Source organism: Cellulomonas sp. P1_C4 (assembly GCF_056406355.1).
The window spans coordinates 51,551-73,177 of the sequence record NZ_JBFUAI010000006.1; the positions used below are offsets into that span (position 1 = coordinate 51,551).

Below are 21,627 nucleotides of genomic sequence, written 5' to 3' on the forward strand. Positions count from 1 at the left end.
ACGTCAGTTGTCGGGCCCGGTCGCGTCCGCGCGGCCGGGCTCGACGTCCGTCCCGGGCGTGGGGCGGACGTCCGTGATGCCCAGCTCGTCGGCGAGGAAGAGGAACGCGCGCCCGTAGGGATGCGGACCGACGTCGGCGCGCACCCGGTCCCAGTCGATCTGCTCGCGCAGCGCCCGGACGATGGCCAGCAGGCGCCCGAAGTCGCACGCGTGTTCCCCGAGCACCCGCAGCTTGGCGGAGACGACGTCGGTGGCGCTGAGCACCGGCATCCGCACCGCCAGCACCTCCAGGACGTCGCTGCGCGCCAGCAGCTCCTCGGTGACCGGCTCCCCCACCATCCGGAAGAGCACGTCGACCAGCTGCCCGTGGTGGAACGCCTTGAACAGCCAGTTCTCCGCGGGGTCCTCGACGTCCAGGCCCGCCGCGGCGATGGCCTCCTTGGCCCGGTCGACGTCCTTCTCGGTCACGGCGAAGTCGGCGTCGTGACTCGGCTCCGGTGCGCCCCGGGCCCACGCGGCGTAGCCGCCGACGAGCGCGAACGGGATCTCGGCGTTCGTCAGGGCGACCGCCGTGAGCCGCAGCCCGTCCTGCAGGGCCGTGCGGTCGTCCGGGKGGTCGGCGAGGGCGCCCTGCTGCGTCATGGCTCCACTGTCTACACGCCGACGCGCGGGCTCGCAGGTCGACCGCGACAATCGTCGGGATGCGCCTGGCGACCTTCAACATCCTGCACGCGAGATCCCTCGTCGACGACGCTGTGGACGTCGATCGGTTCGCCGACGCCGTCCGCGCGCTCGATGCCGACGTGCTCGCGCTGCAGGAGGTGGACCGGGACCAGCCGCGCTCGCACGGCGCGGACCTCACGTCGGTGGCCGCCCAGGCCATGGACGCCCCCGAGCACCGCTTCGCCGCGGTCCTGCACGGCGAGCCCGGTCTGTGGACGGCGGCGACCGGCGAGCTCCAGCCGTCGACCGCCGGGTACGGCATCGCGCTGCTCAGCCGGTACCCCGTGCGCGAGTGGCGCCTGCTCGCCCTCCCGACGCTGCGTGGTCGAACCCCCGTACGGTGGCCGGGGAACCGCTGGCCGTCCCTGGTCCGCGACGAGCCCCGCGCGGCCCTGGCGGCCGTCCTGGACACCCCGGAGGGCGTCCTGACGGCCGTGGCGACCCACCTGACCGTGATCCCGGGCTGGACCACCCGTCAGCTCCGGCACCTCACGGCGCAGGTCGCCTCGCTCCCCCGCCCCCTCGTGCTGCTGGGCGACCTCAACCTCGACGACGACCGCCCGGCCCGCACGACGGGCATGAACCCGCTCGCGACGGCGGCGACGTACCCCGTCGACTCCCCCACCCGCCAGCTCGACCACGTCCTCGCCGACGGCCGGGTGCGCGCCCTCGGTCCCGGCCGCGCGGTGAACACCGGCCTGTCCGACCACCGCGCCCTCGTCGTCGACGTCTCGCTCGACTGACACGCACCGAGGGCCGGTGCGGATCGCTCCGCACCGGCCCTCGGTGGTGGTTCAGCGTCTGTCGACGCGATCAGCGCAAGGTCACTTGACCGAGCCCTCGACCGCCTTCACCCAGACGTTMTTGTTGTCGTTCCCGTACTTGTAGACACCGATGAAGGCGCTGGACGGGTCGTTGTCCGCGTTGAACGGACCCACGCCGGCCTGGCCCTTGTACTGGATGTCCTTGCCGTCGTCGAGAAGCTTGACGCAGTCGGCGAACGACTTGCACTCCTCGCCACCGTTCGCGCCCGAGACCGCCGCCAGGTTCTTCTGGATGGTCTCGCCGTCGGTGCCCTTGCCCTTCACGGCCGCGAGGGCCGCGAGGATGGTGGCGTCGTACGACTCGGGACCGTAGGCGAAGTCCTTGAGGTTGGCGTCGACGGTCTTCAGCTTGGCCTGGAAGTCGTCGCTCGGGAACGCACCGGGGATGGTGCCCTGAGCGCCCTCGAGGGTGCCCGGCTGGAAGTCAGCCGAGTAGTCGGCCGTGTTGCCGTCGACCAGGTAGATGGTCGACGGGTCGACGCCAGCGCCGACGAGCGCAGGGATGATCTGCTTCGTCTGCTCGAAGGCCAGGACCACGACGGAGTCGGGGTTGGTGGCCAGCAGGGCCGTGATGTCGGAGTCGAAGCTGCTCGCAGCCGGGTCGAACTCCTGGCCCTTCAGGCCATAGGTGATCGTGCCGCCAGCGCCCTCGACGGTCTCCTGGACGACGTCGCGCAGCGACGTGCCGTAGTCGTCGTTGAAGACGAGGATGCCGACGTTGGAGTGGCCGTCACCCGTGATCAGGTTGCCGAGCGCCGCGCCCTGGACCGTGTCCGGCGGGGCGGTGCGGAAGTAGTACGGCGAGTAGCCGGACAGCTTCGTGGCGGTGTTGGCGGGCGAGATCTGGACGACCTTCGCTGCCGTGATGTCATCCACCACGTTGAGCGTGACCGACGAGGACGCCGCACCGATGATGACCTGGACCTTCTTCGAGAGAAGGTCGGTCACCGACTGCGTGGCGACCTCGGCGTGGTCGGCGTCGGACGAGTCGGCGTCCTCCTGGACGACGTCGTTGCCCAGCACACCGCCGGCCTCGTTGATCTCCTTGATGGCGAGCCCGACGCCGGCGATCTCGGGCGGGCCGAGGTAGGCGAGCGAACCCGTCTGCGGGAGGAGCGTGCCGATGATCAGGGCGTCGGAGGAACCTGCGGCAGTGCCGCCGTCCGTCGCGTCGTCGCCGCTGTCGCCGGAGCCGCCACAGGCGGTCAGAACCAGCGCGGTCGCGCCGGCCAGTGCCGCGGCCCGAACTGCGTGAGTCGAACGAATCATGCGTGGTACCCCTCTGTGAGTACTGCGATCCGCGGGATCCCGGTAGGAGTCCTGCAGGTGTGGCGCGAAAGTACACATTGTTTGTGTCCGCGATGTGAATCAACATGTCTCAGCGAGGGTTGTTGCCAAGTTGTGACCGACCAGTAACTACGCAAACTGGACAGATGCCCGGCATCTGCACAGTCCGGACATGCCGAAGGCCGGCTCGGATCTCCCCGGGCCGGCCTTCGTCATTCACTCGTCAGGACGAACCGCCACCGACCTGCTCGATGACCGCGTCGGCCACCTCGCGCATGGTGAGCCGGCGGTCCATCGAGGTCTTCTGGATCCACCGGAACGACTCCGGCTCCGTCAGCCCCATCTTGGTCATGAGCAGGCCCTTGGCCCGGTCGACGCGCTTGCGGGTCTCGAACCGCTCGGCCAGGTCGGCCACCTCGGACTCGAGCGCGGTGATCTGCGCGTAGCGCGAGATCGCGATCTCGACGGCGGGCAGCAGGTCCGCCGGGCTGAAGGGCTTGATGACGTACGCCATGGCGCCGGCGTCGCGCGCCCGCTCCACGAGCTCCTTCTGCGAGAAGGCCGTCAGCAGGACCACCGGCGCGAGGTGCGCCTTGCCGATGCGCTCCGCCGCCGAGATCCCGTCGAGGATCGGCATCTTCACGTCCATCACGACGACGTCCGGCTTGAGCTCGGTGACCAGCTGCACGGCCTGCTCGCCGTCACCGGCCTCGCCGACCACGTCGAAGCCCGCATCACGCAGCGTCTCGACGACGTCCATCCGGATCAGCGCCTCGTCCTCCGCGACGACGGCGCGCCGGGCCGGGCGGCTAGGGGCCGGGGTGGGCTCCCCCGCCGGCGCGGGAGTGCTCAGGTCCAGGGCGGCGTCGGGGGCCGCCTCGGTCGGGGGGGTCGCGTCGGTGCTCACGTGCACAGAGTAGTGGGCGGTACCTCTCCCTTCGCAGTGATTGCACCTGTGAGGCGGAGCACGCGGTCCGCGCGGGCCTGCTGCGCGGCTATCCTGCTGCACGGCCCCGATAGCCCAACCGGCAGAGGCGTTCGGCTCAAACCCGATCCAGTGTGGGTTCGAATCCCACTCGGGGCACCCATCTGACCTGGTCATACGTGTCGGCGTGTCATATACGTGTCATACGAGATCGTGCGTCGACCACGACCGCTGGTCGACGTGGGCCGATTCCTCGGCCGCACGCGACGTGAGCGCGGCGAGGCACCTGCGCGGGACGATCATCCTTCTGGTCTGGACAGGCGGGCCACCACTAGCGTCTGCGACGTGGCCTACCTGCAGACGCACTTCTTCTCCGAGGTCCTGGGCTTGTCCGTGCAGGCAGACGTCCTGCTCCCGCAGCCCGCGTCCGCGCGGCAGATCGGCCTGAGCGCGCCGCCCACGACCGACCGGCATCCGACGCTGTTCCTGCTGCACGGCCTGTCCGACGATCACTCGATCTGGATGCGTCGCACGTCGATCGAGCGGTACGCGTCCGAACACGGGCTGGCGGTCGTCATGCCGGCCGCGGACCGGTCCTTCTACGCCGACATGGTCCACGGCAACCGGTACTGGACCTACGTCAGCGAGGAGCTCCCCGCGCTGATGCGGTCGTTCTTCCCGTTGTCGCACCGGCGGGAGGACACGTTCGTCGCCGGCTTGTCGATGGGTGGATACGGTGCCTTCAAATGGGCTCTGAACAAGCCCGGGACAGTCGCTGCGGCCGCGAGCCTGTCAGGTGCCCTCGACGTCGCCGCCGAGTTCGACACGGACATCGGACCCGAGCTCCGCACGATCTTCGGCTCGGTCGACGAGCTGCGCGCCGGCGGTAACGACCTGCTGGACCTCGTCGCGCGAGCGGACGTGTCGACGGCCCCTGCGCTGTACCAGTGGTGCGGCACCGAGGACTTCCTCTACGACCATAACGTGCGATTCCGCGACGGGGCGCTGGCCCGCGGACTGCCGCTCGCGTACAGCGACGGCCCTGGCGAGCACGAGTGGTCCTGCTGGGACGACCAGATCCGGCGAGTGCTCGACTGGCTCCCGATCCCGCGCTAAGACCGCCTCACAGTGTGCCGCCTGGGGTGCCCCAGGCGGCCGGTCGTCGTCGGCGGGGCGGCGTGGTGATCACAGGACGTCGCATCAACGACTCGCTGCTCGGCGCCCTGGCTCTCTACGGGCCGCCGCGCCAGTGGTCGATCCGCCGATGGTCGGGGACGAAGCCGTGGTTGACGCCCCACAGCACGGCCTGCGTCCTGCTCTCCGCGCCGATCTTCCGGTAGACCGAGCGGATGTAGGACTTCACCGTGTTCGGGCTGAGGTACGTGTGTGCGGCGACGTCGGCGTTGCTCAGGCCCTGGGTGATCAGCGCAAGGATCTCCGACTCCCGGTCGGTGAGGCCCTCGCCCCGACCCGGCCAGTCGAGACCGTTCGCGGGCCGGACGCGGCCCGGGACCTCGCTGACCACCACCTCGCCGGCGTGGACCGCCTCGAGGGCGGCGACGAAGTCGCGGGCCGGCAGGGCCTTGGAGAGGTACCCGCGGACACCCTGCTCCCGGGCGCTGGCGACGAGGTCGGGGTGGAAGTTCCAGGTGAACACGACCACCTTGCGCGCGGACGGGTTCCGGACCAGCTCACCGATCTGCTCGTGGTCCGACTCCGGCTGCGCGAAGGCGTCGTAGAGCACGATGTCGACGGCCTCGCGGACCGGCTCGTTCGTGTCGATCTCGGCGACCACGACCCGGTCGCGATAGTCGTCGAGGATCTTCGCGACGCCCATCACCACCACGTCGTAGTCGTCGACGAGCGCGACCGTGACGGGCTGCTGGGGTGCGGGCATGTCTCACCATAGACCCCCCTAGGGGTGTAGTACACCCACCCTAGGGGTGGTGAACTCGGGGAGTATCAGTCGCCCGAACCAGGAGGTTTCACCATGCTGGGACTCATCATCACGATCATCGTCGTCGGGCTGATCGCGGGCCTGCTCGCGCGCCTCGTCGTCCCCGGCGAGCAGAACCTGTCCATCGCCATGACGATCGTCATCGGCATCATCGGGTCGTTCGTCGGCGGATTCCTCGGCTACCTGCTGTTCCACAAGGACGCGTCCGACGGCTTCCTGCAGCCCGCTGGGATCATCGGGTCGATCATCGGCGCCATCATCGTGCTGCTCATCTGGATCCGCGTGGGCGGCCGCCGCTCGATCACCAGCTGACCCACCGACCGCGGGTTCCGGTCTCCACGACGGACCCGCGGTCCTCCGTGGTCGCCCGGACGGGTGAAGAGTGGGCGCCCGCCGCGCCGCCGCCGTCCGGCGCTGCCATCTTCCTGTCAGTGAAGCCGACAATCGCGGACCAGCGCTTCGAGCCTTGGCCGCGAACAGCACGACACACAGAAGCTAGAAGTGATGGCTCTGCGTTGAGGAAGAGGAAAGTCATGAGCGTGGCACAGACCCTCTGGGCCTCCATCCAGGAGGACCCGGTCTTCATGCGGAAGATCAACGGCTGGCTCACAGTCTTCTGGCTACTGAACTTCCCACCCGTGATCGCGGCCTACATCTGGGCACCGGACGCCTGGAAGCAGGCGTCGATCCTCTACCTGGCCCTGGTGTCGATCTACGCCAACGTGGCCGGTCACCTAGCAGCGTGGCAAGCATCTCGGATCGAGGTCATCCAGAACGACGACGCCAACGTGTCGGACGTGCTCGAGAAGGTGGAGGAGATCCACGCGGTCACCACCCACGGAGCGAGCAATGGGTGACGGGCTGTGGTGGGACGTCTACGCAAGCGGATGACTGACGGCAACCCCGGGTGATTCACGCTGGCGTGTCATGTAAGGCTCACTCCAGCTACCGGCGCCGTCAGCTCCGTGGCTCGAGGTAGACGGCAAGGACCGCGACGTCGTCGTCCGCCTCGCTCTCGGGGACCAGCCGCCGCAGCAGCTCGTCGACGAGGCCGTCCAGGTCGCGGCGGGCGCGGCCTGCCCCGTCGTCACGCGTGAGCTCAGCGACCTGGGCGACGAGGCGGTCCAGCCCGACGCGCAGGTGCTCGCCCCGGCGCTCGACGAGGCCATCGGTGTAGAGCAGCACCGTCGAACCGCGGGGCACACGCACGACATGGTCGGTGCGCGGCGTCCCGGGGAGCAGGCCCAGGAGGAGCTCCGCGGGGGCGGCGAGCTCGGTCACCGTGCCGTCGGGCGCGATCAGCAGCGGCGGCAGGTGGCCGGCGTTCGTCCAGCGCAGCGTCATGGCGTCGTCGACCCGGTCGCCGGGCTCCTCGAGCCGGAGAACGACGGCTGTCGCCAACGCGTCGATGCCCAGCGCGCGGGCGGCGTCCTCGAGCGACGTGAGCACCTGCGCGGGCGTCCCGCCGCCCGTGTGCGCGATGCCGCGCAGCAGGGTGCGCAACTGGCTCATCGCGGCGGCCGCGGGGGTGTCGTGCCCCATCACGTCCCCGATGACGACGACCGTCTCGTCCGACGGCTGGGTGAACGCGTCGTACCAGTCGCCGCCCACCTGCGCCGCCTCCGCCGTCGCGACGTAGCGCACGACGACGTGCAGGTCCGCGGACGGCGTCGGTGAGGAGAGCAGCGAGCGCTGCAGCGCGACCGCGATCTCGCGCTGACGCTCGAAGAGCCGCGCGTTGTCCAACGCCATGCCCGCCCGGTCCGCCAGCTGCACCAGGAGCGCGACGTCGTGCGGCGTCAGGCCGGGCTGACCCTCGTCGAGGAACACGGTGATGGCACCGACCGTGCGATCGCGCGCGCGCATCGGGATGGCGTACGCGGTGCTCGGCGCGAGCTCGCGAAGCACGTCGCGGGCGCGGCCCGACAGCACACTGCTGATCGACTCGGTCGCATTGCGGATGACGATCGGCTCGCCCGTGCGCATCGTGCGGAACAGGTACGCATCCGGTGCGAGCGCGTCGATGCGCAGCGCCGCGTACGTGTTCACCGTCTCGCGCATCGCAGGGTCGGTGTGCCAGGCGGCGATGTCGCGAAGCTGGCGGTGGTCCTCGGACATCGTCACCAGGCACCATGTGCCGAACGTCGGGACGAGGTGGGCCGCCAGGCGGCGGACCGCCTCCTCCGTCTCGAGCGTCGAGCTCAGGTCGTCACTCACCTGGGCGAGCAGACCCAGCCGCCGGGAGGAGTCCTCCGCCGCAGCGCTGGCCGTGCGCACCTCGTCCTGCGCGCGACGACGCTCCGAGATGTCGTCGAGGTAGACCGACAGGCCGTCGGGCCCCGGCCACGCCCGCACCTCGCACCAGCGGTCGACCGGCGCGGCGACGAATGCCTCGAAGATGCGCGGCGCCGCGGCCGAGACGGCCTTGCGGCACTCGCGCTCGACGTCGGTGCCGAGCCACTGCGGGTACGCGTCCCAGACGACGACGGACAGCAGCGCGTCCCTCGTGCTGCCGAGCAGGTGCTCCCCGGCGGCGTTGACGTAGGTGAACCGCCACTCGTCGTCGAGCAGGAAGAAGGCGTCCGGCATCGTCTCGAGGATGCGGTCGACCCGCGCCTCGGCATCCCGCTCGACAGTGGTGTCATACGCGGCCCCCATGAGCCGGACGGCGGTCCCGTCCGGACCGGCCAACGCCATGCCCCGCGCCTTGACCCACCGCACCGAGCCGTCGCCCCGGATCACGCGGTACTCGGCGACGTACTGCGAGCACGCGGCGATCGCGGCTTGCAGCGCCTCGCTCACCCGCGGCAGGTCGTCGGGGTCGAGCGCGGCGTTGAACGCCTCGATCGTGGACCCGAAGTCCTCCCGGGCGATGCCGAAGATCTCGAGCAGCTGGTCGTCCCAGTCGAGCCGGCCGGAAGCGAGGTCCCAGTCGAAGCTCCCGACCCCTCCGGCGCTGACGGCGAGCTGCCAGCGCATGCGGTCCGCCTCGTACCGCGCAGCGAGCTCAGCCAGTGCCGCCTCGGGATCCGCGCTCACGGAGGGAGGCAGGTCTCCGGCGTCGACGTCCGTCATCGGCCTGCCTCTCAGAGTGCTGGGATCAGCACGATACGGGCTCGGCCCGTTCCCGACGTGGACACGGCGCTGCGACAGCGGGTGAGCGTCGCGCGAATCTTCGCATCGATTCAGCCCTGAGTGTCGTGACGCAGGACAGATCGACCGACATCAAAGCGTCATACATGACTGTCCGCCGGTCATGGCCGGTACCCGGCGAAGGTATGAAGTACCCGTCGGCGATCGAGTCCCGGCCACCGCGCTGGCGGCCTGGTTGTCGGGTTCCTAGCCCCACGCCACCAGTCGGGCGGGCCCCGCAGGTGGGTCGGGCATTGTCGAGATGCGCGGCAGATGTGACGGTTCCCGTGCGAACCAGCGTGAACGGCGGTCCGCCGGGACGGGCGATCAGTCAGCGTGCCGCGCCTGCCACCCATCGTCGAGGCGGTCCCATCCCTGCTCCTCGGGTGCGGCTGGGGGGTCGGTGAGCCAGTACGTCTCGTCCGGGTTCCAGCCCGCCAGGACGGAGCTGGTGTCTCCTTGGACTGCGACTCGTCGACCGGCAGTGCTGAGGTAGCCGGCTGTGGTCAGGTGGACGGCGTCGAAATGATCGGCGACGCGTACCCAGTCAGGGACCACCCAACGGTCGGTGGCACCGGTGGTGCGGAACCAGTCGTGACGCCGTGATGCGGTCACCTCGAGGGGGAAGCGGCGGCACAGCTCGGCCCACGCCTGCGCCCCGTCCAGCTCGTAGATGTTCGACCCTGCCGGGACGACGATCGCTCGCACCGAGGCCCACTCCCAGTTCCAGGCGTCCTCGACGAACCGCAGACCGACCGGCCCGTGGCCGCCGATGCGGCGCGTGGTTCGCGTCAGATCACGCGGTGGCGTGGACCACCACGTGCCACTGAAAGCGGCTCGGGGATCAGCGGGTCGTTCCCGCTGCGCCCTGGCTTCCTCCGCAAGGGTGCGATCCCGCCAGCGAGACAGGATCACGTCGGCGGCCTGGTCAGACGGCTGCGTCTGCGGGTCGTCGAAGACCACACTCGCCTGCGCGGTTCGCTCGATCGGAGCCACCCACCACGCGGCCCGGTCGGACGACGCGACCGAGGTGGCGATCCGGTCAAGCGGAGCGTGCATCTGTGGGGTGGCCGCGAGCAGGTCCTCACCGTCAGGCTCCTGCCAGTACCGCGCGCTGTCGACAGCTGCCTGCAACGCGACGAGCAGGACGTCGGTGTCGAGGCGGTCGAGCGGCAGGGCATCCAGCAGGCGGGCCACCTCCGCGGGTGTGGGGATCGGCTCGGCATCGTCGTCCGGTCCTGCGACCGAAGCACGCAGCATCGTCCGTGACGTGCCAGCACCCGGATCGAGGTCGTACGCGCAGAGAGAGGCCGCGAACAGGTATTCCTCTCCCTCTGGGGTGCCCGCGGCGCGCGCGAGGGCAGCAGCGATCTCCAGGCACAGACGTCGCCCACGCGGTCCGACCGTCAAGTCGCCCCGTTCGATCACGAACTCACCGTAGAGCCCCCTGTCGCCGACTGGCCGTTCGCAGCGTCGACACCGCGGGAGTCCCGACGGCGAACGGCGGGAACGGGATGACCACCGACCAGTTCGCCGCCATCAACCCGACCATCACCCGCGGGGCGTTCGCGTTCGAGGTCCGGACAAGCCTGACGTCCACTCGATCGACGGTCCGCGAGGCTGCGACGAGCGGAGTCGGCGCGCGCTACTTACGATCGTCGAGGTCAAGCAGCGGCCCTCCGAACCCGCGCATCACCGTGCGTGCGGAAGCAGGCGTCTCCGCGCGACGGCGCCCGTCGGCACCCCGAGGACGTGATCATGCCGAACCGCAATCCCGGACCCAGCGTCAAGGACAAAGAGCTGTACGAGACGCTCCGCGACGAGGGCAACAGCAAGGAGAAGTCGGCGCGGATCGCCAACGCCGCTGCAGCGAAGGGCCGGGGATCGGTCTCGCACACGGGTGGCGCCTCCGGGTCGTACGACGACTGGTCGGTGCACGGCCTGCGCAAGCGCGCGGCCGAGATCGGCATCAGCGGCAGGTCCACGATGAAGAAGGCGGAACTCGTGCGCGCCCTGCGGTCTCATTGAGTGCCGTTGACGGCCGGCCGAGACCCACGAGTGCAGGCGTGACGCCCGTGCGCCTCGGCCTACCGGCCGCGACTGCCCTGTCGTTACGCATCCCTGGTTCGGTCGACGAGGCACTGCGCGACGTCGAGGAGTGGCCCGCTGGCCTGCTCCCAGGTCATGGCGCCACCGTGCAGGTGTGGGAGCTCTTGGCGACGCTCGCGGCGGCGGATCTTGCCGTCGCGCGCGCGGTGGAACCCCATCTCGACGCGCTGGCGATCCTGGACCAGGCACGCCCGGCGGGCATCGACCAGAGCGGCCACCMGTTCTCGACGTGGGGTGTGTTTGCAGCCGAGACGCCGGCGGCCCCGCTCCGTGCCACGCGCGCCCCGGGCGAGTCGTGGCGGCTGGACGGACTCAAACCGTGGTGCTCGTTGGCGGGCCGGCTCGACGGGGCCCTGGTCACCGCGGCCCTGCCCGGGGAAGGGGACGACCACGGCCTGTTCGTCGTCGACCTGCACTCCCCCGGCGTCGAACCCGTGCGTCACGCGTGGATCTCGCGCGGTCTGCGCGAGATCCCCAGCGGGCCGGTGAGGTTCGACGACGTGCCCGCCGACCTCGTCCGCGACGGCGACTGGTACGTCCAGCGCCCCGGCTTCTGGTGGGGCGGGGTCGGCGTCGCGGCCTGCTGGTACGGCGGCGCGGTCGGTATCGCTCGTCGCGTGCTGCTCGAGGCGCGACGCCGACCCGACGACCGGCTGCTCGCGATGCACCTGGGATCGATCGACGCGTGGCTCGCTTCCGCGCGGTACGCGCTCGCCCACGCGGCGGCCGCGGTCGACGCTTCGGGCAGCACCACTGACGGGGGGCGGACGGCCAGTTCGGCCGCTGAGCGCGCCGCCGGCCGCGTGCTGGCGAAGCGGGTGCGATCGGTCGTGGCGCGAACGTGCGAGGCCGTGCTCACGAGTTCCGGTCACGCGCTGGGCCCGGGCCCGCTGACCCAGGAGGAGGACCACGCCAAACGCGTCGCCGACCTCGAGATCTACCTGCGCCAGCATCACGCGGAACGCGACGACGCCTCCCTGGGCAACGCGTTGACCGTGTCCGAGGGCGACCCGTGGTGACCTTCGACGGCAGGGCTGCCGGAACACCGGCGACCGTGTGGTCCACCGACCCGCGGCTCGCCGCGCTCGAGCCGCTGGCCGTGCCCCTCGGCGGCCGGGTGGTCGTGGTGGCTGCCCATCCCGACGACGAGACGCTCGGTGCCGGCGGCCTGCTCGCCGAGCTCGCGGCCGCCGGACGACCCGCGGAGGTCATCGTCGTGACCGACGGCGCCGCATCCCATCCCGGGTCGACGACCCTGCTCCCGGCGGACCTGCGCAGGCTTCGCGTCGACGAGGTCCGCGTGGCCCTCACCGTGCTGTCGCCGGACTCTCCCGTGCGGCTGCTGGGCCAGGAGGACGGCGCCGTCCAGGACCATCGCGACGACGTCACGCGGGACCTGCGAGACCTCCTGACGACCGCGGACCCGCCCCAGGTTCTCGTCGCCCCATGGCGCGGCGACGGGCATCGCGACCACAGGGTCGTCGGCGAGATCTGCGCGGAGCTCGCGCTGGAGCTCGGCGCGCAGCTGCTCGAGTACCCCATCTGGATGTGGCACTGGGCTACACCCGACGAGCCGCTGGTGCCGTGGCCGCGGCTACGCGCGCTGACCTTGTCCGACCGGTCGGTCGTCCGCAAGCACCGGGCGACCGCCGCCCACAGCACGCAGGTGCGGGCCGCCTCGACCGCGCCGCTGGACTCCGCCCCGCTGCACGCTGACTTCCTCGCCTCCTTCGATCGCGACGTCGAGGTCTACGTGGTCGCCGATGAGCAACCGGCGACGGACCTGCCGGCGTCGTACTTCGACGCGAGCTACGCGCGTCGGGCGGACCCCTGGTACCTCGAGTCGCGCTGGTACGAGGAGCGCAAGCGCGCGGTGGCGCTCGCGGCGCTGCCCGAGCGGCGGCTGGGCACGGTCCTGGAGGTCGGGTGCTCGATCGGCACCCTGACCGCCGCGCTCGCACCTCGGTGCGACCGTTTGGTGGCGACCGACGTGTCGCCTGCCGCGCTCGCCCAGGCCAAGGAGCGCATGGCGGACCGGAGCAACGTCGAGCTGCTCCAGCACGACATCGCCGACGGGGTTCCTGGGGGCCCCTTCGACCTCATCGTCCTGTCCGAGGTCGGGTATTACCTCACCGGCACGCACCTGCGCGATCTCGCCGGCGCTCTCCGGGAGTCCCTGACCGACAACGGGAGCGTGGTGGCCTGCCACTGGCGCCACCCGGTCGCGGACTACCCGCTCGGCGGGGACGACGTGCACCGCATCCTGCGCGCCTCGCTCGCGCTGCACCGCCTCGTCGAGCACGTCGAGGACGACTTCGTGCTCGAGGTCTGGAGCCGCGACGACCGTTCGGTCGCCCGTCGGGCCGGTCTCGCGTGACCACGCGCGGACCGGTCGGCCACGTCATCGTCGTGGTGCCGGCGCGGGACGAGGAGGACCTCCTCGGACGGTGCCTCACCTCGGTGGTCGCGGCCGCCTCCCAGCTGAGCGGCCCGACCGCGCACGTCGTGGTGGTGCTGGACGACTGCCTCGACCGGACTCCCCAGATCGCGCGCTCGTTCCCGGTCGACGTCCACGAGATCGCCGCCCGATCCGTCGGCGCAGCACGCGCCTACGGGGTCGCGGTCGGGCTCGCTGCCGGGGCGGCCCCGCTCTCGCGGACCTGGATCGCGTGCACGGACGCCGACTCGGAGGTGCCCCCTCATTGGCTCACGAGTCAGCTGTCGCGCGCCGACGCCGGGGCGGACGTCGTCGTCGGCACGGTGCGGCCCGATCCGCAGGACCTGACCGAGGACCAGCTGGCCACCTGGTCTGCGACGCGCGTCCAGGGCCGGCCGAACGGCCACGTGCACGGCGCGAACCTGGGTGTGCGCGCCGACGCCTATGTGCGTGCCGGCGGATTCCCGCACCGCCCCGAGCACGAAGACGTCGACCTGGTCAGGCTGCTCGCCCAGGACCGGCGACATGTCGTCGTGGCGTCCGACGAGGCCGACGTCCTGACATCGGGCCGTCGGTACGGACGGACCCCGAGCGGCTATGCGGGCTACTTGAGAGCCGCGTTGGGCTGAGATGCGGTGCCGCCGCGACCGACGCACCATGAGTGCCGCGGTGGAGAATCGGCCGCAGGATCCGCTTCGACTACGGAACCCTGTTCTCCAAGGGCAGCACATGGGCACGGGTCAGGCACCGGTCATGCGCTACAACCGGCAACTTCGCGACTTGGTCGTGGCGGGTCGAGCGCGGCCGTCGTTCATCGTGTCCCACGAGCTCGGCCTCGACGAGGCACCTGACGCATAACCCCGTCGAGAGAGCGGGGCGGTGAGCGGGTTTGGCTCGCCCGCACAGGGCGTCCCTCTCCCGGCGGAGGCTCTCGCTGGTTCCCCTCACCGCCCCGCTATCGCGTCAGGACTGGACGGTCTCTCCCGAGGTGATCTGTGTGGTGTCTGCCCCGTGCTGGACCTCGATCCGCCGCGGCTTGGCGTCCTCGGACACGGGGATCGTCAGGGTGAGCACGCCGTCGGCATAGGTGGCCGAGATCGCGTCGAGGGCCAGCCCTCGGCCGACCGTGAGCTGGCGTGCGTAGGTCCCGACCGGGCGCTCCTTGGCCAGCCACTGGACGTCCTGCTCGGTGCTGGCGGTCCGCTGGGCGCGGATGGTCAGCGTCTGGTCTTCCACGTTCACGTCGATCGTCCCCGGGTCGGCACCCGGAAGGTCGACGTGCAGGACGTAATGATCGCCGGACCGGAACAGATCCATCGGCATCGTCGCTGCCGCGCGCTCGGCGGACACCATCTGCCCGAAGAGCCGGTCGAACTCCTGGAAGGGGTCGAATCGCGTAGCCACAGCCCTCACCTCCTCGTCGTCGAGGCGCCGGACCGCCCGGGCCTCGGAGCTCGTCCAGCGCCTCGTCGCTGGACTGGCTACAGCACAAAGAATTAGCACTCGGACGCCGCGAGTGCCAGTCATCTCTGTTCGCCAGAGGCGAACCGGGACCCGCCGTGACCCAGAAGCCGATTCGTCGTGGCGGTCAGTCAACGACAACCGGCTCACGGCGGTCCGTGCGTCGCGGGTTGCACGCCGATCCGGACTCGCTGATGGTGGATACCCCGGTACGCAGCGGCGTTACCTCGACACAAAAGGGCGAGTATGCGGTCAGTCCCCCGGTGGCTTCGCGACCTCGTGGTGCTCTGGCGCTCACAGAGCGTCCGCGCTCTTCGCTGGCGCTCCGCACCGCGACCGGAGGCGCGGCACCGGACATCGAGCCCGTGACCTCCGTGCGGCTCGGCGTCCCTGGCCCGACCGGCCGCGGTCAACGGAGCAACGACCGCACCCAGACCGCCACACCCTCGATCGCCCGCAGCCCTCGCGACGCCACCGTGGGTCCGGCCGCACGCCGTTCGAGCAGCGCAGCCAGCCGACGGGCGACCGATGCCACGATGGGAAGGAGGATCACGACGACGAGGAGGAGGCGGATCCTCCCGAACAGGAATGCCCACACGGTGGTCTCCCGGCGCCGGGGCGCGCACGGACGCCCGGTTCGGCGCCCGCTGCACGACGCCGTGGTCCATGGTGAGCGCCCGCACGCTTCGACGCACCTCAGGACGAAGAAGCGGTCAGGCAGAGTTCAGCGGGCCGTCGCGCACCGGTGGGTCCGCCGGGTCCGCGGGCGCCACCGGCACGTCCTCTCGCGGCGACGAGTCATCGTGGTCGCCGGGCCCGTCCGGCCCGCCCACGATCGGGCTGCTCACGCCTGGATGATCGGGCCGTGGGCGTCGGGGTTGCCCGGGTCCTCGATGGCAGGCGGCGAGTCCGCCGGCTGCTTGTCCGGAAGACCGTCCAGCTCGTCAGGCAGGTCCGGCGTGTCGTCGTTGTCGGGAACCGGGATGCTCATCACTGACCTCCTCGTGCAGATCTGGCCACAGTAGGCACGCCCGGTCCTCCACCGCGCGCCGGGCCGCGGCCCCACGGCCGGACCGGATGCGTCATCGGGCCGTCTGGACAACAGTGGAAGCCGTTGACCACCACGATCGGAGCCCACTGTGAGCGACCAGAACGCGAGCACGACCGGCAAGGGGGACACACCTCCCCTGCCCGACGCGACACCGGCGGAAGGCCAGCCGGACCAGGGCGACAACCAAGATGTCCCCGCACGCAAGATCTATCCGACCGACCCCACCGGGGCAGAGCCGGCGTGAGCACGCGCCGCGAGCGCGAGGACGTCACCGAGCTGATATCGATCCGGCACAGCGCGACCGTGGGCAATGTCGCCACGACCGAGGTGGAGCCACAGCCTGGTGCGGACAGTCAGCGAACGCGGCACTCCCCCACTCGCGACGGGGTTGGCGGCGTGCTGCAGGAGGTAGGACTCGTGGCATCGGCCAGACGGTTGGGCATGGGCAAGCGTCCGTCGCCCGCCTCCTGCGTGCGACCGATCGTCGCGCACCGTCCAAGGCGCGCGCCGCTATCGGCGGCGCTCTCCGTCGCCGGCCGCGACCCCGATACCTTGGCGGTCCGCCCCGAGCGCGACATCGAGATCCATCGGACGCGGCACCGACTCACGGACGGTCTCGCCGAGGAGGTCGAGCTGGCGCTCGAGAACCGGGATGCGGTCCGGCGTGGCGACCTGGGCCAGGTCGCGCAGGGCAGCGGTGAGGCGGCGGGACACCTGGGGTGACGCCGCGCCGGCGATACGGATCTCGTCGAAGGCGAGATGGACGTACGCGTCCCAGTCCATCACCGGTTCCCTCAGCCGAACGGTGCCCGCGCTGTCCCGGTAGAGCCCGTCCGACAGGGGGCGCCGGGCGATCTGTCGAAGGCAGTCGTGGAGACGGTCGATGGCCTGGACAGCGGTGGTCGGGTCCTGGAGCGGCGAGTCCGCGAGCGAACGCTGGGCGATGTCCACCAGGAGCCGCAACCCGTACGCCGCGTCCTTGTCCAACGTGCGCTCGAGGCCCATCACCACCGCCTCGTCGACCTTGCGCTCGTCCAGGCCGACCGGGTCGCCGTGGACCTGGAACAAGGGCGCACCGGCCGGGACGAACTCGCCGAGCGCCGGCAGCAGCTCCAGGACACAGTCGGACCTCGTGGCTTCCTCCACCAGGTGCTGGTAGCCGATCACGGTGACCACTCCGGACCGTGACGCTCGCAGGAGCCGTCGGCCGTCCTCCTCGAGCTCGTCACCGGGGTCGGCGTAGATCTCGTCCAGCAGCTTGCGGGTCTGCTTGCCGACGAGCTCGATGAGGCTGGAGACGCGGAGCGACTGCCCGATGTGGTGCACGTAGATGATCAGCACCGCGATGCTGATGATCACCAGGACGAAGGCCGTCAGGACCGCGGTGCCCGGCACGTTGCCCGTGCCGTCACCGTTCGACGTGACCTCGTGCAGGGCGACGATCGCGAACGCGAACGTGGCCACGAACAACCCGATGGCGCTCTGGCTCGGCTTGTCGCGCAGCAGCCGCTGGACGATGCGAGGAGAGAACTGGCCCATCGCGAGCTGCACCACGACCATCGTGATGGTCAGCACGAGGGCGGCCATGCTCACCATCGAGGCCGCGACCGTCGACAGGATCGCGATCGCCGCCTCGGGGCCGCCGACGATCGCCGTGGGGATCAGCGAATAGTCGAAGTGTCGGTCGATGGTGATGGTGACCAGGGCCAGCGCCACGCCTCCGAGAACGAACACGACCGGCACGAGCCAGAGGCTGTTCCGCACGCTCAACCACGTCTTGTAGAGCCACATGCCGATCCCCGTTTCGGAAGGGCGAGCATCGCGCGCCGAGGCCGGAGGTCGCGTGGTCCAAAGGTGCAGCCGCGACGAGGCATCGACCACGGTCGGCCGCGGTATCGCAGTGGTCGCGACCCCGGCTTGTCAGCGGTCCGGCGACCGAGGAACGGTCCGCTAGCACCCGGGGCGCCTTTGCCCACGCTCGGCGCGCACTGCATGACGTCGTGGACCCATGGTGGGTGTTCGCAGGCGACACCGCACCTCGGAGACGACGGCGACCACGCGCTCCATCGAAGAGCGCGCACCCACGTCCTCGACGCTCGGGCGACGTCCGGACGCTCGCAGCATCAGGAGGCTCACGATCGCGGCGAGGACACCGGCACCCCGACCGCCGGCACCAGCTCGCCGACCACAGCGGTGGTGGATCGAGCACGCAGCGTGGAGCGTGTCAGGGCCTAGCTGTGCGGTACCGATCGACGAGCTCGTCCATGAGCCGGTCGTACCGGGGATCGACCGCCTTTCGGACGGGGTCGGCGTCGTGCCAGGCGACGATCTCTCTGGCGCCGTCCTCGAAGGGGATCGTCGCGACAAACTCGGGCACGACACTCTTGAGCTTCGTCATGTCGAACGTCGACGAGTGTGTCTTGTCGCCGAGCAGAGATGCGCCCCACTCGGCGTCCACGGAGGCGATGGCGTCCGACGGCACGTGCACGATGCGAGCTTCTGTGCCGGCGGCCCGGGCCAGCGTGTGGGCGAGCTGGTCCCACGTGAGGACCTCGTCCGTGGTGATGTGGAACGCCTCCCCTCGGGTCAGCGGGTTGCCCAGGAGTGGGACGAACCCGCGCGCGAAGTCGGCGTGGTGCGTGAGCGTCCACAGCGAGGAGCCGTCACCGTGCACGACGATCTCCTTGCCCTGGCGCATCCGTTCGACGATGGTCCATCCACCGTCGAACGGAACAGACGTGCGGTCGTAGGTGTGCGAGGGACGCACGATCGTGACCGGAAGGTCCCTCTCGCGGTACGCCGCCACCAGCAGGTCCTCGCAGGCGATCTTGTCCCGGCTGTACTGCCAGTACGGGTTGCGCAGGGGGGTCGACTCGCGGATCGGGAGACGCGCAGCCGGAGTCTGGTACGCGGACGCGGAACTGATGAACACGTACTGCCCCGTCCGTCCTTCGAACAGGTCGAGGTCGGTACGCACGTGGTCGGGTGTGAAGGCCACCCAGTCGACGACGACGTCGAACTCCCGATCGCGCAGCACATCGCGGACCGAGCTCGGGTCGCGGATGTCAGCGACCAGCTGTTCGGCCTCGCGCGGCACCTCCCGCGGACCGGTGCCGCGGTTGAGCAGGGTGACGTCGAGTCCGCGCTCGACGGCCACGCGTGTGCTCGCGGAGCTGATGACGCCGCTGCCACCGATGAACAGGACCCGCCGACCACCCATGTTCTCCATCGCCTTCCGGGAGCACCGCCGGCGAGCTCCGGAGGTACGTCACCATCTCATCGGGCCCGCGTGGACGCTCAGTGAGACCCCGCGCGGCGCTCCAGGGCTTCGATGACGGTCTCGGCGATGTCGATGTCGTAGAGCCTCTCGACGCTCTGGAACCCGCCGGGACTCTCCGCGTTGATCTCCACCACCTTGCTGCCGATCACGTCGATGCCCACGAGGAACAAGCCGTCGGCGGCGAGCTTGTCGCCCATCGCCTCGACGACCTCGAGCTCGGCCGCACCGACCTCGAGAGGCACCGACCGACCGCCGGTGCTGATGTTGGCGCGCGGGTCGTTGCCCGTGGGCACGCGTCGGAAGGCGGCCGGCCTGCCGTCGCGCTCGAGGATGCGGCCCTCCAGCAGGAAGATTCGGGCATCGCCGTCCCTGCCTCCGTCGATGAACTCCTGGACGATGGCGTAGCCGTCCTGGAGGACCGCTTCCGTCATCTGCGCGAGGTTGGTCTCTCCCGGGCCCTCGATCATGAAGACGTTGCGGCCCTTGGCCCCGTACAGCGGTTTGACGACGCAGTGGCCGACTTCGGCGACGAACCGCTCGATCGACTCCGGATCTCGTGTCACCAGCGACCGTGGTCGGATCTTCTCGGGGAACTCCTCCAGGTAGAGCTTGCTGGTCGCTCGATGGAGGGTGTTCGGGTCGTTGACCACCGTCACACCTCGGGCCGCGAGCATCCGTCCGAACACCACGCCCATCGGGCTGGCCCACGGGCGCTCCTGCAGGTCGTCGATCGACTCGTTGCGCAGGACGAGCGCATCCAGGTCGTCCATGACGATCCGCTCGGCGTCGCGCTCCTTGATCCCCTCCATGAAGGTCGCGAGGGTGTCGTCGCTCTTCCACCTCGCGGCGCGGGCCCTGGCCGCGAACAGCCCGTCGCTGCTACCGAGCTCGAGGTCCCCGACGCCGACGTACCAGGTCTCGTGCCCGGCCCTGGCTGCGGCCCTGGCGAGTCGGGTGGTCGCGTACTCGTCCACCTCGGTGTCGACGTCGTTGACGAGAAAGGCGAGCCTCATGCCGCCACGTCTCCTTCGTACAGGTCGGTGACCGTCGCGCCCGCGCGCAGCCTCTCGAGACGCTCTTGTGCGCCGGGCACGTCGAGCCAGCGTGGCCGAACCCACGGCGCGTGGAGCACCTCACGGTCGAGCAGGTCCTGCACCAGGGGAATGTGGTCCAACGCGAGCTTGCCGACGAGCAGGACGTCGAGGCGGCTGCCCTCGGCGAGGGCGTCGAGGATGCGCGTGATCCCGCGCAGGTAGATCGCGTCCTTCACCCAACCGCCTCCGACGACGACCMGGATGGCGATGGACCACGCGGTCCGTGCCGGGATGCGGTGGTCGGCCCGCAGCGACTCGAAGATGTCCAGGAAGCCGGCGCCGTCGAGCAGCTGGCCGACCGCGACCACTCGCGCCGCGAGCACGCGCAGCCGCCGCGGGTCCAACCCGCCGGTCAGGTACTCGGCGAGCACGGCGAGCCCCTCCTGGGTCTCGTCGTAGCCGGGCAGGCCGATGGTCAGCAGCGTCAGCGGCTGCCGGGCACCGTTCTGGTAGGTCACCACGTGGGTGCCGACCTCGTGGTGCAGCAACGGCTCGACCCGGTCGGCCCGGATGGCGGCGGACTCCGGGATGAGCAGGCGGCCGAACGACACCATCAGCTCGGAGACGTCGTCCCGTACCTCGACGCGGACGGGGAAGTCCGGGTACACGGCGCGGTAGCGCTCGAACTCCGCACGGGCCGCGTCCGCGAACGCCCCGGCGGTGACGGTCCGGGTACTGGGCGCCTGCGGGGGGATGGTCTCGAGCAGCTCCGCCGCCGCCGCGGCCAGCGGAGAGGCCACCGTTCCGTAGAGCTGGAGCGACCCGTAGAGGAACCGTGACGTGTCGCGGTCCTCCAACGCGGTGATCTGCCGGGCGATCTCGTCTCTCTTCGCCCGGAAGAGCGTGTGCAGCGCCGGGTCGTCCACGTTCTCGACCTCGAGGTCGTACAGCTCACGCTGTGCCAGGTCCGGGTCGAAGTCCAACGGCCGCAGCCGCAGCGTGGGGGCCGTGCCGAAGTCACTGCGTTCGAAGTCGGCCCACGCCTCCGCCGCATTGAGTGGCGTGACGTTGACGAGCAGGTTCACGCGGCGCTCGATCTCCGTGAGCCGGGCGTCGATGTCGAGTGCAGGCGCCAGCTGCGCAGTCGGCGATGACATCTCACGAACATACGTTGTGGGCCCAACCCTCGCACGGGCCGAGCTTCTTCGTCCCGCAAGAGGACGACCGCGCCGCAGGACCGGCCGAACACCAGCGCGGTGACATCGAGCCCGGAGCAGGTTGCCGATCTGCTCGGCACCTCGGGCTGGTGGGTACGTGAGCAGGTCCGCCGCGGTCGATTCGAACATCTGCGCGTGGGCGGCGCGCGCATCAGGTTGACGTCCGAGCAGCTCGAGCAGGTCCTGGAGC

23 protein-coding genes and 1 tRNA gene are annotated in these 21,627 nt (G+C 70.4%); 10 read left to right on the top strand and 14 right to left on the bottom strand.

The window, feature by feature from the left end; translation table 11 throughout:
- Window positions 1–3: 3 nt before the first annotated feature.
- Entirely contained in the window at window positions 4–642 is a 639-nt protein-coding gene (locus tag AC1DYZ_RS05880; protein ID WP_477064267.1) for a nucleotidyltransferase family protein, read from the bottom strand.
- A 59-nt stretch (window positions 643–701) separates the two neighbouring features.
- On the opposite strand from AC1DYZ_RS05880, the gene AC1DYZ_RS05885 reads away from it, so the two are divergent.
- Window positions 702–1,466 carry an endonuclease/exonuclease/phosphatase family protein gene (locus tag AC1DYZ_RS05885; protein ID WP_477064268.1) on the top strand — a complete coding sequence of 255 codons (765 nt, stop codon included), beginning with the start codon at window positions 702–704 and terminating at the stop codon, window positions 1,464–1,466.
- 81 nt (window positions 1,467–1,547) lie between these two features.
- Here AC1DYZ_RS05885 and AC1DYZ_RS05890 read toward each other — a convergent pair whose 3' ends face one another.
- Both AC1DYZ_RS05890 and AC1DYZ_RS05895 read right to left on the bottom strand, forming a co-directional pair.
- Window positions 1,548–2,816 carry an ABC transporter substrate-binding protein gene (locus AC1DYZ_RS05890; RefSeq protein WP_477064269.1) on the bottom strand — a complete coding sequence of 423 codons (1,269 nt, stop codon included), beginning with the start codon at window positions 2,814–2,816 and terminating at the stop codon, window positions 1,548–1,550.
- A gap of 241 nt (window positions 2,817–3,057) precedes the next feature.
- Window positions 3,058–3,693 carry an ANTAR domain-containing response regulator gene (locus AC1DYZ_RS05895; RefSeq protein ID WP_477064416.1) on the bottom strand — a complete coding sequence of 212 codons (636 nt, stop codon included), beginning with the start codon at window positions 3,691–3,693 and terminating at the stop codon, window positions 3,058–3,060.
- A 151-nt stretch (window positions 3,694–3,844) separates the two neighbouring features.
- Here AC1DYZ_RS05895 and AC1DYZ_RS05900 point away from each other — a divergent pair.
- Window positions 3,845–3,918 (top strand) — tRNA-Leu (locus tag AC1DYZ_RS05900).
- Between the two features lie 186 nt (window positions 3,919–4,104).
- Entirely contained in the window at window positions 4,105–4,875 is a 771-nt protein-coding gene (locus AC1DYZ_RS05905) for an alpha/beta hydrolase (RefSeq protein WP_477064270.1), read from the top strand.
- Window positions 4,876–4,990: 115 nt separating this feature from the next.
- Here the strand turns inward: AC1DYZ_RS05905 and AC1DYZ_RS05910 are convergent, their stop codons facing one another.
- Window positions 4,991–5,656 carry a response regulator transcription factor gene (locus AC1DYZ_RS05910; RefSeq protein ID WP_477064271.1) on the bottom strand — a complete coding sequence of 222 codons (666 nt, stop codon included), beginning with the start codon at window positions 5,654–5,656 and terminating at the stop codon, window positions 4,991–4,993.
- 93 nt (window positions 5,657–5,749) lie between these two features.
- Between AC1DYZ_RS05910 and AC1DYZ_RS05915 the strand changes: the two genes are divergently transcribed.
- Together AC1DYZ_RS05915 and AC1DYZ_RS05920 are read left to right on the top strand one after the other, a co-directional pair.
- Entirely contained in the window at window positions 5,750–6,028 is a 279-nt protein-coding gene (locus AC1DYZ_RS05915; RefSeq protein WP_477064272.1) for a GlsB/YeaQ/YmgE family stress response membrane protein, read from the top strand.
- Between the two features lie 221 nt (window positions 6,029–6,249).
- On the top strand, window positions 6,250–6,573 hold the full coding sequence (locus tag AC1DYZ_RS05920; protein ID WP_477064273.1) for a hypothetical protein: 324 nt from the start codon (window positions 6,250–6,252) through the stop codon (window positions 6,571–6,573).
- A 100-nt stretch (window positions 6,574–6,673) separates the two neighbouring features.
- Here the strand turns inward: AC1DYZ_RS05920 and AC1DYZ_RS05925 are convergent, their stop codons facing one another.
- Window positions 6,674–8,791 (bottom strand): SpoIIE family protein phosphatase, encoded by a 2,118-nt coding sequence (locus AC1DYZ_RS05925; protein ID WP_477064274.1) that lies wholly within the window; start codon window positions 8,789–8,791, stop codon window positions 6,674–6,676.
- Between the two features lie 384 nt (window positions 8,792–9,175).
- On the bottom strand, window positions 9,176–10,108 hold the full coding sequence (locus tag AC1DYZ_RS05930) for a hypothetical protein (RefSeq protein WP_477064275.1): 933 nt from the start codon (window positions 10,106–10,108) through the stop codon (window positions 9,176–9,178).
- 498 nt (window positions 10,109–10,606) lie between these two features.
- Here AC1DYZ_RS05930 and AC1DYZ_RS05935 point away from each other — a divergent pair, with 498 nt between their 5' ends.
- From AC1DYZ_RS05935 to AC1DYZ_RS05950, 4 genes are read left to right on the top strand one after another with little or no spacing between them, the layout of a single operon-like run.
- Window positions 10,607–10,876: a DUF7218 family protein gene (locus AC1DYZ_RS05935; protein WP_477064276.1), complete on the top strand. Its 270-nt coding sequence runs from the start codon at window positions 10,607–10,609 to the stop codon at window positions 10,874–10,876.
- 38 nt (window positions 10,877–10,914) lie between these two features.
- Window positions 10,915–11,976 carry an acyl-CoA dehydrogenase family protein gene (locus AC1DYZ_RS05940; protein WP_477064277.1) on the top strand — a complete coding sequence of 354 codons (1,062 nt, stop codon included), beginning with the start codon at window positions 10,915–10,917 and terminating at the stop codon, window positions 11,974–11,976.
- Entirely contained in the window at window positions 11,970–13,334 is a 1,365-nt protein-coding gene (locus AC1DYZ_RS05945; RefSeq protein WP_477064278.1) for a PIG-L family deacetylase, read from the top strand. The genes AC1DYZ_RS05940 and AC1DYZ_RS05945 overlap by 7 nt, the downstream gene beginning before the upstream one ends.
- Window positions 13,331–14,023, top strand: a complete 693-nt coding sequence (locus AC1DYZ_RS05950; protein ID WP_477064279.1) for a glycosyltransferase family 2 protein — start codon at window positions 13,331–13,333, stop codon at window positions 14,021–14,023. Before AC1DYZ_RS05945 ends, AC1DYZ_RS05950 begins: the two co-directional genes overlap by 4 nt.
- Window positions 14,024–14,357: 334 nt before the next feature.
- Here AC1DYZ_RS05950 and AC1DYZ_RS05955 read toward each other — a convergent pair whose 3' ends face one another.
- From AC1DYZ_RS05955 to AC1DYZ_RS05970, 4 genes are all read right to left on the bottom strand, one after another.
- A complete protein-coding gene (locus tag AC1DYZ_RS05955) occupies window positions 14,358–14,798 on the bottom strand; it encodes an Hsp20/alpha crystallin family protein (RefSeq protein ID WP_477064280.1) in 441 nt (146 codons plus the stop codon).
- A 466-nt stretch (window positions 14,799–15,264) separates the two neighbouring features.
- Window positions 15,265–15,453, bottom strand: coding sequence for a hypothetical protein (locus AC1DYZ_RS05960; RefSeq protein WP_477064281.1), 189 nt, complete (start codon window positions 15,451–15,453; stop codon window positions 15,265–15,267).
- 115 nt (window positions 15,454–15,568) lie between these two features.
- Window positions 15,569–15,703, bottom strand: a complete 135-nt coding sequence (locus AC1DYZ_RS05965; RefSeq protein ID WP_477064282.1) for a hypothetical protein — start codon at window positions 15,701–15,703, stop codon at window positions 15,569–15,571.
- On the bottom strand, window positions 15,700–15,846 hold the full coding sequence (locus tag AC1DYZ_RS05970; protein WP_477064283.1) for a hypothetical protein: 147 nt from the start codon (window positions 15,844–15,846) through the stop codon (window positions 15,700–15,702). Before AC1DYZ_RS05970 ends, AC1DYZ_RS05965 begins: the two co-directional genes overlap by 4 nt.
- Before the next feature lie 148 nt (window positions 15,847–15,994).
- On the opposite strand from AC1DYZ_RS05970, the gene AC1DYZ_RS05975 reads away from it, so the two are divergent.
- A complete protein-coding gene (locus tag AC1DYZ_RS05975) occupies window positions 15,995–16,150 on the top strand; it encodes a hypothetical protein (protein WP_477064284.1) in 156 nt (51 codons plus the stop codon).
- 266 nt (window positions 16,151–16,416) lie between these two features.
- On the opposite strand, the gene AC1DYZ_RS05980 is transcribed toward AC1DYZ_RS05975, so the two are convergent.
- The 4 genes from AC1DYZ_RS05980 to AC1DYZ_RS05995 form a co-directional block, all read right to left on the bottom strand.
- Window positions 16,417–17,697, bottom strand: coding sequence for a DUF2254 domain-containing protein (locus tag AC1DYZ_RS05980; protein ID WP_477064285.1), 1,281 nt, complete (start codon window positions 17,695–17,697; stop codon window positions 16,417–16,419).
- Between the two features lie 433 nt (window positions 17,698–18,130).
- Window positions 18,131–19,126, bottom strand: a complete 996-nt coding sequence (locus AC1DYZ_RS05985) for an SDR family oxidoreductase (protein ID WP_477064286.1) — start codon at window positions 19,124–19,126, stop codon at window positions 18,131–18,133.
- 77 nt (window positions 19,127–19,203) lie between these two features.
- Entirely contained in the window at window positions 19,204–20,199 is a 996-nt protein-coding gene (locus AC1DYZ_RS05990; protein ID WP_477064287.1) for an ATP-grasp domain-containing protein, read from the bottom strand.
- On the bottom strand, window positions 20,196–21,377 hold the full coding sequence (locus AC1DYZ_RS05995) for a flavohemoglobin expression-modulating QEGLA motif protein (protein ID WP_477064288.1): 1,182 nt from the start codon (window positions 21,375–21,377) through the stop codon (window positions 20,196–20,198). Before AC1DYZ_RS05995 ends, AC1DYZ_RS05990 begins: the two co-directional genes overlap by 4 nt.
- Window positions 21,378–21,627 lie beyond the last annotated feature (250 nt).